This is a genomic window from Pseudomonas sp. FSL W5-0203, from assembly GCF_001896155.1.
GTDB lineage: Bacteria > Pseudomonadota > Gammaproteobacteria > Pseudomonadales > Pseudomonadaceae > Aquipseudomonas > Aquipseudomonas paracarnis.
Map to the genome: position 1 here is coordinate 194,492 of NZ_MPOR01000001.1, position 14,481 is coordinate 208,972.

The 14,481-nt window shown below is 59.2% G+C and carries 11 protein-coding genes; 4 read left to right on the forward strand and 7 right to left on the reverse strand.

Features of this window, described 5'->3' with window-relative positions; all coding sequences use genetic code 11:
• Positions 1-13: 13 nt before the first annotated feature.
• Positions 14-1,150 carry an acyl-CoA dehydrogenase family protein gene (locus tag BOP96_RS00955; RefSeq protein ID WP_019816964.1) on the reverse strand — a complete coding sequence of 379 codons (1,137 nt, stop codon included), beginning with the start codon at positions 1,148-1,150 and terminating at the stop codon, positions 14-16.
• A gap of 220 nt (positions 1,151-1,370) precedes the next feature.
• On the opposite strand from BOP96_RS00955, the gene BOP96_RS00960 reads away from it, so the two are divergent.
• Complete coding sequence (locus tag BOP96_RS00960; protein WP_169918830.1) at positions 1,371-2,291, forward strand: GlxA family transcriptional regulator; 921 nt, start codon at positions 1,371-1,373, stop codon at positions 2,289-2,291.
• Positions 2,292-2,429: 138 nt separating this feature from the next.
• Here BOP96_RS00960 and zapE read toward each other — a convergent pair whose 3' ends face one another.
• From zapE to BOP96_RS00975, 3 genes are all read right to left on the reverse strand, one after another.
• A complete protein-coding gene (gene zapE / locus BOP96_RS00965) occupies positions 2,430-3,524 on the reverse strand; it encodes a cell division protein ZapE (protein ID WP_014716907.1) in 1,095 nt (364 codons plus the stop codon).
• Positions 3,525-3,603: 79 nt separating this feature from the next.
• Positions 3,604-4,959 (reverse strand): tryptophan--tRNA ligase, encoded by a 1,356-nt coding sequence (locus tag BOP96_RS00970; RefSeq protein ID WP_073451642.1) that lies wholly within the window; start codon positions 4,957-4,959, stop codon positions 3,604-3,606.
• A gap of 16 nt (positions 4,960-4,975) precedes the next feature.
• Entirely contained in the window at positions 4,976-5,605 is a 630-nt protein-coding gene (locus BOP96_RS00975; protein ID WP_038448913.1) for an alpha/beta hydrolase, read from the reverse strand.
• 146 nt (positions 5,606-5,751) lie between these two features.
• On the opposite strand from BOP96_RS00975, the gene BOP96_RS00980 reads away from it, so the two are divergent.
• Positions 5,752-6,189, forward strand: coding sequence for a YhcB family protein (locus tag BOP96_RS00980; RefSeq protein WP_003171734.1), 438 nt, complete (start codon positions 5,752-5,754; stop codon positions 6,187-6,189).
• Positions 6,190-6,384: 195 nt separating this feature from the next.
• On the opposite strand, the gene BOP96_RS00985 is transcribed toward BOP96_RS00980, so the two are convergent.
• The 3 genes from BOP96_RS00985 to BOP96_RS00995 all read right to left on the reverse strand — a co-directional run bounded on the left by BOP96_RS00985 (position 6,385) and on the right by BOP96_RS00995 (position 10,024).
• On the reverse strand, positions 6,385-8,109 hold the full coding sequence (locus tag BOP96_RS00985; RefSeq protein ID WP_058409861.1) for an ABC transporter ATP-binding protein/permease: 1,725 nt from the start codon (positions 8,107-8,109) through the stop codon (positions 6,385-6,387).
• Positions 8,110-8,208: 99 nt separating this feature from the next.
• Entirely contained in the window at positions 8,209-8,769 is a 561-nt protein-coding gene (locus tag BOP96_RS00990; RefSeq protein WP_003171731.1) for a response regulator transcription factor, read from the reverse strand.
• Entirely contained in the window at positions 8,762-10,024 is a 1,263-nt protein-coding gene (locus BOP96_RS00995) for an ATP-binding protein (RefSeq protein ID WP_003188495.1), read from the reverse strand. Before BOP96_RS00995 ends, BOP96_RS00990 begins: the two co-directional genes overlap by 8 nt.
• 205 nt (positions 10,025-10,229) lie before the next feature.
• Here BOP96_RS00995 and BOP96_RS01000 point away from each other — a divergent pair, with 205 nt between their 5' ends.
• Positions 10,230-10,943 (forward strand): SIMPL domain-containing protein, encoded by a 714-nt coding sequence (locus BOP96_RS01000; RefSeq protein ID WP_014716903.1) that lies wholly within the window; start codon positions 10,230-10,232, stop codon positions 10,941-10,943.
• A 180-nt stretch (positions 10,944-11,123) separates the two neighbouring features.
• Complete coding sequence (locus BOP96_RS01005; RefSeq protein WP_073451644.1) at positions 11,124-14,471, forward strand: dermonecrotic toxin domain-containing protein; 3,348 nt, start codon at positions 11,124-11,126, stop codon at positions 14,469-14,471.
• The last annotated feature ends 10 nt before the right edge of the window (positions 14,472-14,481 follow it).

The window sequence follows — 14,481 nt, forward strand, 5'->3', positions numbered from 1 at the left end:
GAGCACCTAACAATCAAAGTGCCCGCGCAATGATCTCCTTCATGATCTCATTGGTCCCCGCATAAATGCGCTGCACCCGCGCATCCGCCCAGGCCCGGGCAATCGGGTATTCCCACATGAAGCCGTAGCCGCCATGCAACTGCACGCACTCATCGAGCACCTTGCACTGCAGGTCGGTGGCCCAGTACTTGGCCATCGCCGCCGTGGGCACGTCCAGCTTGCCTTCCAGATGCAAGGCCATGCACTGGTCGACAAACACACGGCCAATCTGAATCTCGGTGGCCATCTCCGCCAGCTTGAACCGGGTGTTCTGGAAGTCGGCGATCGCCTTGCCGAACGCCTTGCGCTCACGGGTGTAGTCCAGGGTCCACTGCAACGCCGCTTCGGCTGAGGACAGCGCGCCAATCGCCACGGTCAGGCGTTCTTGCGGCAACTCTTGCATCAGGTAGGCAAAGCCCATGCCCGCCTGGCCCAGCAGATTTTCCTTGGGCACGCGCACATCCTGGAAGAACAGCTCCGAGGTGTCCTGGGCCTTCATGCCAACTTTCTCCAGGCGCTTACCTTTGTCGAAGCCCGGCGTGTCGGCTTCCACCAGGAACAGACTGGTACCCTTGGCGCCAGCCTTGGGGTCGGTCTTGGCGACGACAATCACCAGATCGGCCAGGTAACCGTTGGTGATAAAGGTCTTGGAGCCGTTGATCACATACTCGTCACCGTCCAGCACTGCGCTGGTCTTGACCCCTTGCAGGTCGGAACCGGCGCCCGGCTCGGTCATGGCAATGGCTGTGACCCTCTCTCCGGAGATCAACTGGGGCAGGTACTTGTGCTTCAGCGCTTCACTGCCGTAATGCAGGATGTAGGGCGCGACGATATCCGAATGCAGGGAAAAACCGATGCCGGTCAAACCCAGGCGGCTGACTTCTTCGATCACCACCGCGCTATAGAGAAAGTCCGCGCCCAGCCCGCCATACTCCTCTGGCAGGTGGGAACACAACATGCCCGCCTCCCCCGCCTGGTTCCACAAGTTACGGTCGATATAGCCCTGCTTTTCCCATTGCCCATGGAAGGGCACGGCATGCTTTTCGAGGAAAGTGCGTACGCTCTCACGGAAGAGTTCGTGCTCCGAGCTGAACAAGGTTCTGGGGATCATGGGTCACCTGCGTGGATTGTCGGACAAGGACGAGCCCACAGAGCCTATGCCCCGAAGGCGTCACGGGACACTGGACACATGCGACAAAAAATAAGACGATCCAGCCGTCTGGTGACCACTTTCCCCTATAAGAATAAATGAAATTATGTCTAACCAAATCTCCACGCCGTTGCGGCGCGTCAGCATTTTGGCCATTGATCGGGTATTCGCTTCAACCCTCATGCAAGCCAAGGATTTCTTCCATCTCGCCAGCCTGCGCCATGGCAAACAGCAAGGGCTGGGCCTGACCCCAGGGTTCGAAACGCGCCTGGTCAGCCCCGACGGCCAGTCCGTGCGCAGCTTCAGCGATGTGATCATGCCAGTGGACGGCGGCCTCGAAGACGCCGACATCATTGTGCTGCCGGCCTTCTGGGACGACTTCGATGCCCTGTGCTCCCGCTACCCGCAAGTGCTGCCGTGGCTGCGCGAACAGCACGCCCGCGGCGCCGTACTCTGCGGCGAGGCCACCGGGGTGTTCTGGCTGGCCGAAGCCGGGCTGCTCGATGGCAAGGAGGCGACCACCTACTGGCGCTTCTTCAATGCCTTCAGCGAGCGCTTCCCCAAGGTGCAACTCAACCAGGACAAGCACCTCACGGATGCCGATAACCTGTACTGCGCCGGCGGCACCACGTCGGCCTGCGACCTTTATATCTACCTGATCGAACGCTTCTGCGGCGCCAACATCGCCCAGGCGGTGGCCCGCGACATTCTCTATGAAGTGCAGCGCAACTATTCACCGGGGCGGATCGGGTTTGGCGGGCAGAAGCTGCATCAGGACGTGATCATCCTGCAGATCCAGCATTGGCTTGAAGAGCACTTTGCCGACAAATTCCGCTTTGAAGACGTCGCCCGGGAACACGGCATGAGCATCCGCAACTTCATGCGCCGATTCCAGACCGCCACCGGTGACAAGCCGCTGCATTACCTGCAGCGCCTACGCATCGAAACGGCCAAGGGCTTGCTCTCGGGCAGCCGCAAGAGCATCAAGACCATCAGCTACGAGGTGGGTTACGACGATGCGAGTTTCTTTGCGCGGTTGTTCAGGCAGCACACGGAGTTGTCGCCGAACCAGTACAGGCAGCAATTCCAGCAAGCCGCCTGAGCTCAGACCAACACAAACCATTGTGGGAGCTGGCTTGCCTGCGATGACGGTGTATCAGCCAGCCTATAGTTGGCTGATACACCCCCATCGCGGGCAAGCCCGGCTCCCACATTAGCTCTCCATTGAGCTGGAGATTGCTTAAGGCTTGTGGCCGCGCGACAGGAACTCGTGGGACTGCATTTCCAGCAGGCGACTCAAGGTGCGCTGGAATTCGAAGTTCAAGCGGCCGCCGGTATAGAGGTCCTTGAGTTCGACTTCCGCCGAGATGATCAGCTTGACGTTACGGTCGTAGAACTCATCGACCATGTTGATGAACCGTCGGGCGATATCGTCGGTGGTCACGCCCATCTGTTCCACACCACTCAAGATCACGGCGTGAAAGATCTTGCCCAGCTCGATGTAATCGTTCTGGCTGCGTGGCCCATCGCACAGTTGGCGGAACTCGAACCAGGCCACGTCATCGCAGGTGCGCAGCGCGATGATTTCGCGGTTCTCGATCATCAGCTTGTCGTTTTCCACCGCCTGGGTGCACTCCGGCGTCAGCGCACGGAAGCTTTTCTTCAGGCTTTCGTGTGCTGCTTCGTTGAGCGGGAAGTGGAACAGCTCGGCTTGCTCCAGATGACGCAAGCGGTAGTCGACGCCGCTGTCGACGTTGACGATATCGGTGTTCTGCTTGATCAGCGCAATGGCCGGCAGGAAGCGTGCACGTTGCAGGCCGTCCTTGTACAGGCCATCGGGCACGATGTTCGACGTGGCCACCAGGGTCACACCGTTCTTGAACAGTTCTTCCATCAGGGTGCCAAGGATCATGGCGTCGGTGATGTCGGAGACGAAGAATTCATCGAAGCAGATCACCCGGGCCTCTTGGGCGAAACGCTTGGCGATGATGGTCAGCGGGTTTTTCTCGCCCGGCAGGGTCTTCATCTCTTCGTGCACGCGCTTCATGAAGCGGTGGAAGTGCGTACGCACCTTTTCCTTGAACGGCAGCGCTTCAAAGAAGGTGTCTACCAGGTAAGTCTTGCCACGGCCCACGCCGCCCCAGAAATACAGGCCCTTGACCGGCGTGTGGTCTTTCTTGCCAAACAGCTTGCTGAACATCCCTGGCTTGCTTTGCGACGCGGCCACGAGGTCCTCGTACAGGCGCTGCAAATGACGCACGGCATTTTCCTGGGCCGCGTCGTGGAAGAACTCGGGGCGTTTCAGATCAGCTTGATATCGTTCTAGGGGCGTCATAATTTCGTTAGCAAGGCAACAAAAACGGGCCGACACTGTAACGACGGCCCTGGATAATGGCAATCAACCCTTGGTCGGGTTAATCCTCGATTGGGGTCAACGCAACGCGCAAGGCTTCGATGGCCGCGTCACGCGATGCTTGATCGGCATACTCGGCACTGTCAGCGACTGCGGCGCCGTCCAGCCATACGCTGAAGCCCAGGGCCTCGGCGCGTACGTCCAGCGCATCACCACTTTGCAGTTGCTTGGTCACCGCGCCGGCTGCTTTGCCATCGGCAAAGTTGCGCGACAGCAGCAGTTGCTCGCCATCAGCGGCCAGCAGGCGGAAGCGGAAGCTGCCGTCAGTTTCACGGAAGCTCACAAACCGCGCAGCCTTCGCGGCTTTTTTCTTGGTGGCGACCGGCGCCGCCGCCTGGTTGACGAACGAACGCAGGCCCACCGCTTCACGCAGCTCGGCCAGGAACGGTGCCGCCACAGCGCGGGCCTTCTTGGCGCCGACCTGCAGCAGGTCTTCCATGTCCGATGGGCGCGACATCAGTTGGTGGTAACGCTCGCGCGCTTCGCCGAGCTGGCCGTCGAGCAGTTGGAACAGACGGTTCTTTGCCTCGCCCCAGCCCAGGCCGTCTAGCAACTGACCGCGGAATTCGGCTTCCTGGGCCTTGGTCGCGAACGCCTGGTAAAGGGTGAACAGGTGCGAATTGTCCGGATCCTTGGGTTCGCCTGGCGCGCGGGAGTCGGTGACGATCCGCGAGATCGCGTCCTTCATGTCCTTGGCGGTGGTGAACAACGGGATGGTGTTGTCGTAGCTCTTGGACATCTTGCGGCCATCCAGGCCCGGCAAGGTGGCCACGCTTTCTTCGATCAGCGCCTCGGGCATGGTGAAGAATTCTTTACCGTTGCCGAACAGGTGGTTGAAACGCTGGCCGATGTCGCGGGCCATTTCCACGTGCTGGATCTGATCGCGGCCCACCGGCACCTTGTGCGCGTTGAACATCAGGATGTCCGCGGCCATCAGCACCGGGTAGCTGTACAGGCCCATGCTGATGCCCGCATCCGGGTCTTCGCCGTTCTCCACGTTCTTGTCCACCGAGGCCTTGTAGGCATGGGCGCGGTTGAGCAGGCCCTTGGCGGCAACGCAGGTCAGCAGCCAGGTCAGCTCGGGAATTTCCGGGATGTCCGACTGGCGGTAGAAGGTCACCCGGTTCACATCCAGGCCACCGGCCAGCCAGGTCGCGGCGATTTCCATACGCGAGCGCTGGATGCGCTGCGGGTCATCGCATTTGATCAGGGCGTGGTAGTCGGCCAGGAAGTAGAAGGAATCGGCATTCGCGTCTTCGCTGGCGAGGATCGCCGGGCGAATCGCACCGGCGTAGTTGCCCAGGTGCGGCGTGCCGGTGGTGGTGATGCCGGTGAGGATACGGGTACGGGTCGTCATGGGTGATCGCTTGTCATCAATTCGAAAGGCGTGGCAGCACCAGATCCTTGAGATCGGTCAGCTTGCCATGAAAAAAGTGTCCGCATTCTGCCACTTTCAGCAGCTCATGGGGGCGTTTCAGGGCGGCGGACCAGGCGTAGACCACTTGCGGGTCGACCACTTCGTCGCTTTCCGGCTGGATCAGGGTCAATGGGCAGCCTTGGGGCAGCACGTCCGACTCGCCCAGGCGCATCACCGCCGCAGCCACCATGAACAGGTGCGCGAGCTTTTCGCCCTTGGCCTCCAAACGCCCGCCGAGACTGGCAGCCACGTAACCGCCGAAGGAAAAACCGAGCAAGGTGATCGGCAGGTCCGGGTGCTTTTCACGCAGCCAGGTGGCGGCCGCTTCAGCATCGTCGACCTCACCGGTGGCCATATCGTGAGTACCGGCACTGGCACCCACACCACGGTAATTGAAACGCAAAGTAATCAAACCCGCATCGCGGGCAGTGCGTTGCAGGGTCGAGACGACTTTATTGAGCATGGTGCCACCCTGCACCGGGTTAGGGTGGCAAACCAGCGCCAGGCCACGTGGTTCGGGGTGATCCAGGTACAGGGCTTCCAATTGGCCCGCCGGGCCATCGATCAAAACGGGGGTTTCACGCATGAGCAAGGATGAACTCCGTGACCTCTCAAGGGGTCGACTCGTCTAGCTAAAAGTCTGTGCATGGCATCATTGCGAGCTTAATCGCGGTATACAGCGCAGGTTTGAGCCGTTAACGTAAAGCAAAGCCGTTTATAGAGGAAGGACTCGTGGAACACTCGCTCTTAGTTTGGTTGTTGCCGACTCTTGCCCTGGTTGCCGGTGTCGCCATTGGTTTCCTGGTTGCCCGCCTGCTGCCGAATGCCGCGCCTAACCGCACGCAGCGTCAGCTGGATGACATTCAGGAACGTTTTGACAGTTATCAGAACGAGGTTGTTACCCACTTCAACAGCACCGCGACCCTGGTCAAGAAGCTCACCCAGAGCTACCAGGAAGTACAGGATCACCTCGCCGATGGCGCTAACCGCCTGGCCCTCGACGACATCACCCGCCAGCGCCTGCTGGCCGCGCTGCATTCCGATGCACCGCAAACCCCACGGGAACGCCTGACCCCGCCTCGGGAAAACCAGGAGCCACCACGGGACTACGCGCCAAAGACGCCGAACGCTCCAGGCATGTTGGATGAGCATTACGGCTTGAAGAAGTAAGTCATCTTCGGGCAATAAAAAAGCCCGGCTGATCGATGATCAGCCGGGCTTTTTATTAGGTGCCTGAATCATCAGACAACACCGTCTCCTGTGGGAGCTGGATTGCCTGCGATAGCGGCGTGCCCGTTGACACACCTGCCTCAGACACTCCGCCATCGCGGGCAAGCCCGGCTCCCACATCGAGCGCGCACGCGTTCAGGTCGGTTGTTGTTCCTGCAACCGCCCACCGTCGATGCGCACATGCCGCCCATGGAAACGCTTGAGGCTGCTGCGGTGGCCGACGCTGACGATGCTCAACCCCGGCAACTCATCGATCAACGCCTGGTACAAGGTTGCTTCGTCTTCTTCATCCATGGCCGAGGTTGCCTCATCCATGTACAGCCATCGCGGTGCAAACAACAGCGCACGGGCAAAGGCCAGGCGCTGTTGCTCACCCGGCGAGAGCATGCGTTGCCAGTGGTTGGCTTCATCCAGGCGATTGACCAGGTGCGGCAGGCGGCAAGTCTCCAGGACCTGTGCATAACGTTCTGCCGGATAGACGCTGTCGTCCTGTGGATAACTCAACACGGCCTTGAGCGTACCAATCGGCAAGTAAGGCTTCTGTGGCAGGAACAGATAGCGCGTCGCCGGTAAGCGAATGCTGCCATGACCGGCGGGCCACAGATGCCCCATCGCCCGCAGCAAAGTGCTCTTGCCGCTGCCGGAACGCCCGCTGAGCATGACGCGCTCGCCAGGCTCCACGGTCATGTCGGCATCAGTGAGCAGGTGACGGCCGTCGGCCAGGTCCATGCCCAGGTCCTTGATCACCAGGCGCTCGCCTTCAGGGCGCACGTCGATCGCCGGCGTGCGTTGCTCGTTGTCGCTCATGGCCTGCTGGAAACTCAGCAGACGGTCGCTGGTGGCGCGCCAGGTTGCCAGCTCCGAATAGGCGTTGATAAACCAGCTGAAGTTCTCTTGCACGTTGCCGAACGCCGAGTTGATTTGCATCAGCTCGCCCAGCTCGATCTTGCCGGTGAAATAGCGCGGCGCGGCGACGATAAAGGGGAAGATGATTGCGATCTGGCTGTAGCCGGCGGTGAAAAAGGTCAGGCGCTTGGACACTTTCATGATGTCCCAGAAGTTCTGCCAGACTTTGCCGAAGCGGGTGCTCAGGCGCTGCCTTTCATTCGGCTCGCCGTTGTACAGGGCGATACTTTCGGCATTCTCACGCACCCGCACCATGGAAAAACGCAGGTCCGCTTCAAAGCGTTGTTGCTGGTTGCTCAGGCCAATCAAGCGCCGGCCGATCAGGTGCGTCAGCCAACTGCCCACGGCGGCGTACAGCAACGCACACCAGAACATGTAGCCGGGAATGGTGATGCCGAACACTTCGATGCTGCCCGAGACACCCCACAGGATGATCGAGAATGACACCAGGCTGACCACGTTACGCAGCAACCCAAGGCCCAGGCTCAAGGTGCCGGACGTAAAGTTGTTGAGGTCTTCGGAAATCCGCTGGTCCGGGTTATCGGTGTAGCCGCCCTGCTCCAGCTGGTAGTAATTCTTGTGGGCCAGCCAACGGCTGAAGTGTTTTTCGGTGAGCCAGGCGCGCCAGCGGATAGTCAGCATCTGGGTCAGGTAAAGGCGGTACACCGCGCCGAGTATCGCCACCGCCGCGATCCCGCCGAAATAGCCGATCAACTGCCAGAAGGCCGCGGTGTCCTTCTTCTCCAGGGCGTTGTAGAAGTCTTTGTACCAGTGGTTGATCCACACGGAGATCGCCACGCTGAACAGCGACAGGCCAATCACTGCGGCCAGCAGCAGCCAGGCCCTGCCCTTCTCTTCACTGCGCCAATAGGGTGTGATCATCGCCCAGGTTCGGCGGAAGAATTGCCCACGCACCGCGTCGTTGACCGCGCGATATTCAGCATTCTGATTCATCGTTCAGGCTCGGTAGGAAAAAGTCACAGGCGTTTGAACCGATCATAGGGGATCGGTTCGTGCGTCCGTGCAGCCTGAAGCGAGTTGTTCAGTCGCCGTTCAGCGTCGTACCGGGCGCTTCTGCAACTTGCGCTGCAAGGTACGCCGATGCATGCCCAAAGCGCGGGCGGTGGCGGAGATATTGCCTTCGTGCTCGGTCAGCACGCGCTGGATGTGTTCCCACTGCAGGCGGTCCACCGACATCGGGTTTTCCGGCACCAGGGTGTCGAGGTCGGCATGCTCGGACAGCAAGGCGGCCAGCACGTCGTCGGCATCCGCGGGTTTGCACAGGTAATTGCAAGCGCCGCGCTTGATCGCCTCGACGGCGGTGGCAATGCTGGAGTAACCGGTGAGGATCACCACGCGCATTTCCGGGTCGAGTTCCAGCAGCTTGGGCAGCAGTACCAGGCCCGAGTCGCCGTCCATTTTCAGGTCGAGGGCGGCGTAGTCCGGCAGGTCGGCCTGGGCGATGGTCAGGCCCTCTTCGGCAGAGCCTGCGGTGCTGACGCGAAAACCGCGCCGGCTCATGGCGCGCGCCATCACGCGGGTAAAGGTCGCGTCGTCATCTACCAGCAACAGGTGCGGCAGTTCTTCGCCTTCGACTTGGATCTCGTCACTCATCGATATCTCCTCGTGCGACACGGGGCAGGCGCAGCTCGGTGAGCGTGCCACCTTCCTCATGACTATAGAGCTTCACTGAGCCGCCCGCGCGGGTCACGCTGGCCTTGCTCAAAAACAGGCCCAGGCCGAAGCCTTTGCCCTTGGTGGTAAAGAAGGGTTTGCCGATCTGCTCGGCAATGGCCAACGGCACGCCCGCGCCGTGGTCACGAATGCTGATGGTGACGTTTTCCGCGTCCCAGTCCAACTGCACGCCGAGGCCTTCAGGGCAAGCGTCGGCTGCATTGTTCAGCAAGTTGAGCAGCGCCTGGGTCAGGTCCGGCGGTGGCGCCATGCGCGGCACGCTGCCTTGGCCCAGCAGGTTGAAACGGTAACTGGCTTCGGGACGCATCAGGTGCCAGCGGTTGAGCGCCTCATCGAGCCACTGGGTGACGTCCTGCATTTCGACCGCCAGACGGCGATTGGCTTCAGCGGCGCGCACCAGTTGCTGCAACGTCAGCTTGCACTGCTTGACCTGTTCCTGCAGCACGCTCAAATCGTCCTGCAGGGCCGGGTCGTGATGGTCCTGGGTCATTTCCTTGAGCAGCACGCTCATGGTCGCCAGCGGCGTGCCCAACTCATGGGCAGCGCCTGCGGCCTGGGTGGCGACAGCCAGCAACTGCTGGTCACGCAGGCCTTCTTCACGGCGAATGGCGCGCAGTTCTTCCTGGCGGCGCAGTTCTTCGGCCATGCGCGCGGCAAAGAAGGTGATGACTGCCGCAGACAGGGCGAAGCTCAACCACATTCCGTAGATCTGCAGGTTTTCCCGGGCGATGGGGAACGTCTGCAAGGGGTAGAACTGCGCCAACAGCAGGGTGTACAGCGTCAGCGCAATCCCCGACAGCACCACCGAATAGCGCCACGGCAGGGTGACGGCAGCGATGGTCAAAGGCACCAGGTAGTAGGAGACGAAGGGGTTGGTGGACCCACCGGAGAAGTACAGCAACACGCTGTGGATAAACAGGTCACAGGCCAGTTGCAGAGCATATTCCAACTCGGTCACCGGCCAAGTGGTACGCAATCGAATGGCGGTGAACACACACAATACGGTGGAAAAACCCAGGGTCACGGCCAGTTGCAGCCAGGGCAGCGGCAGCAGGTCGAACCAATAGGCAAGCCCGACGGAACCAGCCTGTGCGGCCAATACCAGGGTGCGAATGAACGTCAGGCGCCAAAGGTTCTGGCGAGTGGCGGAAGTCAGTTTTACGGCGGCGAGCATGAGCTCTCCCGTTGAGCGCTGCAGGCGGATCGGCACGAGTATAAACGAAGCAGACCTGCTGGCACGGCGTGTGTGGCTCTTTGACGCAGGCCGGGTAAATGACCGTTCGTCGGCGCCGGCATAACTTGTAGGTAATGTGTAAACCCGAAGAACCCAGTGCCAACGTCTACAGTCATACCGAGCACGACTATCTCAAGGAGCTTCCATGTCTCGTTTCATTCGCAGTGCAGCCATCATTACCCTCAGCGCCAGCGCCCTGGCCAGCCTGCCGGCCATGGCCGCCGATGCATTGCATTACAACCAGATCTCCCTGCGCGCCGAAGCCAGCCAGGAAGTGGCCCGCGACAAGATGATCGTCACCCTTTACACCGAATCGCAAAACGCCGACCCGGCCAAGCTCGCGGCCGAAATCACCACCACCCTGAACCAGGCCCTGGGCCAGGCCCGCGAAGTCAAAGGCGTGACCTTGCGCCAGGGCAGCCGCAACAGCTACCCGATCTACGACAGCAAGAACCAGAAGATCACCGGCTGGCGTGAACGCGCCGAGCTGCGCCTGGAAAGCGCGGACTTCCCGGCGCTGTCCAAGCTCACCGGTGAGCTGTTGAACACGTTGAAAATGGACAGCATGGACTTCGCCATCGCCGATGCCACGCGCAAGGCCAGCGAAGATGCGCTGCTCAAAGACGCCGTGGCTGCATTCAAGGCGCGCGCACAATTGGCGACCGATGCACTCGGTGGCAAGGGCTACAAGATCGTCAACCTGAACTTCAACACCAATGGCTACCCGATGCCCTACGCCCGCAATGGCGGCATGATGATGAAAGCCGCGATGGCCGATTCAGCACCGACGCCGGAAGTGGAAGCAGGTACCAGCCAGGTCAGCATGAGTGCCGATGGTGTGATCGAAGTTTTACAGTAACTTTTTAGACAGAACAAAGGCGCAGCCCCACGGGATTGCGCTTTTTTTGCGCGCACGCGCGCCGTCATATACGGCAGCACATCTCGTAGGAATCAAGTGTCCGGTTTTCACGACTCATTACTGCCATAGCTACCAGGGAGGGCTGTGCTGGCATTTATTCATACAATGAGAGCCGAATTCATGTCCCTATCACTCGATCCAACACCCTCGTTATCGCTGCCCCTCGCCGTCGCTACTGCGACATCCAACACTCAAGCTCAGGCGACGCCGGCATCGTCACCGCCCACGCCAAAGGCTGTCCAACCCGATGAAACAGCACTGCTCAAGGCCTACCTCGAGGCCGTACAACGCAAGGTGTTGCACGGCAATGCCGGGCTGATAACCGTGCCGCCCCAAAGCACTCTGGGCCAATGGCTCGGGCTGTATCGCATGCATGTGGAAAACGCCGTGGTACAGGGCTGGCTGCGCGAACAACACTTCGCCCCGGACACCTTGCTTTCAATCAACCCGTCTACAGGTACCTTGTCCGCCGAGATCGAGGGCAAAACGAAAACCTTCCATCTCTCGGATACATCAGGCTGGGGACAAATTTCAGGCCCCTTGCTGGAGACCGCAAAAGTTATCGCCCCTGGCAATAACGGTGATTTGCGTGTGAGGCTGGGTAAGGACTCCATACAGGTCAGTGCAAAAGTGGTGGCCAACTTTGAAGGCGTGTCCCTTCCCCAAACGCTGTCCCAGGCTCGAACACAAATAAGGTATCTGGAACATAAAGACAGCTTCGACCCTATCCCCGCCAATGACCGCCTGCGCCCTGCCAGCAGCCGCTCTTCACAAGCGCTGCAAGTGCAAAAACACAATGCCGCCAATTACTACAGCACCGCACCACAGGCGTTGGCTTACAAGCGTTTGGCGGTTGACGTCGCCAACAACCTGCCCAATACGCGGGCAGAGGCCAAAAAGTGGGCGGATGACCTGCTGCTCAAACTCACGGGCAAACCTATCGACTCCGACACCGTGTACCTGAACCGTTTCAAAGGTGGCGAAAGTGCAGACACGGCGACCGGCTGGGAACACACATTCCAAGAGCCCTGGTCTTCGCTGCGCCTGCCCGACGCCCTGCTGAAAAACTTCTCCGAGCACGATTGGGTGCCCGGCAACCTGGACCTGGAAGCGGGGCTGTATACCCAACCTGCTGGGCAAAGCGAAAAAGGCGGCTACGGCAAGCACAACCAGATCGACCTCAAACCGTCGCAAGTGATGCATGAAAGCTGGAAGACTGACTTCCAGAGCCAAATGACCCAGAAGATCGACAACTTCTGGAACTCTCATTCCGATAGCTACCAGACGGCGATCAAAGGCGAGTTCACCTTCCAGGCCCGCAAACAATTCAAGACAGCTCAAGCATGGCCTGCAGTTGAACGTGCGCTGCAAGCACCCGAACACCAATTCACTCGTGACGACTACAAGATGGTGATGGCAGCAGTACCCGACCTGCCCCTGGATGAAAATGCACCGATCAGCGTCGACCAACTCAAAGCCAAAACACCGATAAAAGCCCCTGTACAGGCGAATGCCTTGAGCATCCACGGTTTTACCTCCAGCGACATTGTGCGATTCAGCGCGGGCGACGGTGGCCGGCAAGTGCTTTACATCCCAGGCGCCGAGCCGGCGTTTCTCAGGTTCGACTCTGCGCAAAAGCTGGAACAATGGCTGATTGATCAGGCAAAAGATCCGAAAAAAAGTGAGGCCTTGGCGAGTCACTTCCCGATGATTTATCGCCAGGACCAAACCGCCGGTTTTGCCGCCAGAGCGGCGAAAGTACTTATGCCCCTCCTGTGGTTCACCCACGTAGGCGAAACGAAAGATGGCTTGGATACACACCTGAAGAAAATGGCCAGCGGCGAACTGAAGGGACCGGCAATCGATGCAAGCCACTCGAAAATTACCGGCGACTTATTTACTACCCTGGCGACCACCACCCAGGAGCGCATGAAAAGCGATGCTGACGTGGTCATCAAGTCAAACAGCGAAGAGACTCGAGACACCTGGCTCAACGACATTACCGTGGCGGCTGGCTTATTGGCCAAACTTGCGCCGATTGCCGCACCCGTGGCCGCGGTAGCCGTCGTGACAGGATTGACCGAATTGGCGCTGGGCGCAGAAAAAACCTCGTCTGGCGACACAGTGCAAGAGCGTGACGAGGGTGCCTCCAAGGCGTTCGATGGCTTACTGAACACACTCTTCTCGGTCGGAGCCAGCTCAGTCCCCGAAGACCCTTTTGCATTGCCTCCCGAAAAAGAATTACCACTGGGTGAACCGATTACCCCAACCCCCGCCAATGAAGTCGCGGAACCACAACCGGGACCGTCCGGGGGTACGCGCGCTGGCAAACCTGCTCCACAGCCCCTGCCTGACTCCCGGTCACTCATCCCGCTGGCCAAATATGCGGTCCCTGAGGGTGAGGCATTGATAAAAAATGCCACCCGAGATGCACTGGGGGTTTATCGAATGACTGACGACACCGGGGCGTTCCGCCAATTCGTACGCCTTACCGATGAAACAAGGACGAGCAAGGTCTTTGAAATATCCGGGCGCTACAGGACCGGCGACTCATTTGCCAAAATTATTGACCCGGATACTCGCGCAGGGCTGACGGTAATAACACCCGGGCGCGATGGCGAATGGGCTCGCGCGCCCGGCGACGGTGCTGGGTTGTTTGCATGGCTACGTCGTCCAGTTTCGCCAACGCCGAGTGATGACCTGAAGTCCCCACCCACTTTTGCCGATGAATTTGTCGATATCGATGGAAAAAAAATAGCCGGTGCCGAACAGTTCGATGAAATCTTGAAGAACAAAGCGGGAACCAACTACGAGTTCTCTTTCAGTCACATCGAGGAAGAAGGAATAATTAAAAAAAAGCTCATCACCTCGTGGACCCTTGAAGAACCGAATTTTACCTTGTTGCCGGAAGAGATAGCACACACCACGGAATACGGTGCCAGCGAGTATTCGCCCGCCTTCGTCAAGGATATCGATCGTAATCCTTACACTGTCACCACTACCGAAAACGCCTTGTCAGTGACTACTGAGCTGAACGCAACAGCAGACACGACGGCGGGTGCCAAGCAAGCAAGGATTGCGCAGTTCGAAGCGGCAATTCCCAATGCCGATCTGCGGGCTCGCATCTCCGAAGTGGCTCATCAAGGCTCTGCCGGGCCCGCTATCGTTGACCTACACGAACTTGACCTGAACAAAGAAGAGGTGACTCTGCAGAAGGGCTATTTTTTTAAGGCTGACAATACCCAGTTTCAGATTGAATACGATCCCTCGAACAACCTGGCCAAGGTCCATATGACTTCTGAAGGACACTTCTCTAACGCCGATAAAAATATCCAAAATGCTCCGGGTGTAAAGTTAACAATCAACAGGACCTTCACGATACGGGAGAGTAACGAGTTGGACGGTGCCTATGCGATCGATAAAGATGTTCCTACCAAGGTCGAGGTCACCTACATAGTAAATGCATAAACCGGCTAAG

Excerpts from the sequence above, each read along its gene's own strand:
- BOP96_RS00955 (WP_019816964.1), bottom strand. The coding sequence starts at position 1,150 with ATGATCCCCAGAACCTTGTTCAGCTCGGAGCACGAACTCTTCCGTGAG.
- BOP96_RS01005 (WP_073451644.1), top strand. The coding sequence starts at position 11,124 with ATGTCCCTATCACTCGATCCAACACCCTCGTTATCGCTGCCCCTCGCC.
- BOP96_RS00990 (WP_003171731.1), bottom strand. The coding sequence starts at position 8,769 with ATGAGTGACGAGATCCAAGTCGAAGGCGAAGAACTGCCGCACCTGTTG.
- BOP96_RS00995 (WP_003188495.1), bottom strand. The coding sequence starts at position 10,024 with ATGCTCGCCGCCGTAAAACTGACTTCCGCCACTCGCCAGAACCTTTGG.
- BOP96_RS00960 (WP_169918830.1), top strand. The coding sequence starts at position 1,371 with ATGCAAGCCAAGGATTTCTTCCATCTCGCCAGCCTGCGCCATGGCAAA.
- BOP96_RS00970 (WP_073451642.1), bottom strand. The coding sequence starts at position 4,959 with ATGACGACCCGTACCCGTATCCTCACCGGCATCACCACCACCGGCACG.
- zapE (WP_014716907.1), bottom strand. The coding sequence starts at position 3,524 with ATGACGCCCCTAGAACGATATCAAGCTGATCTGAAACGCCCCGAGTTC.
- BOP96_RS01000 (WP_014716903.1), top strand. The coding sequence starts at position 10,230 with ATGTCTCGTTTCATTCGCAGTGCAGCCATCATTACCCTCAGCGCCAGC.
- BOP96_RS00985 (WP_058409861.1), bottom strand. The coding sequence starts at position 8,109 with ATGAATCAGAATGCTGAATATCGCGCGGTCAACGACGCGGTGCGTGGG.
- BOP96_RS00975 (WP_038448913.1), bottom strand. The coding sequence starts at position 5,605 with ATGCGTGAAACCCCCGTTTTGATCGATGGCCCGGCGGGCCAATTGGAA.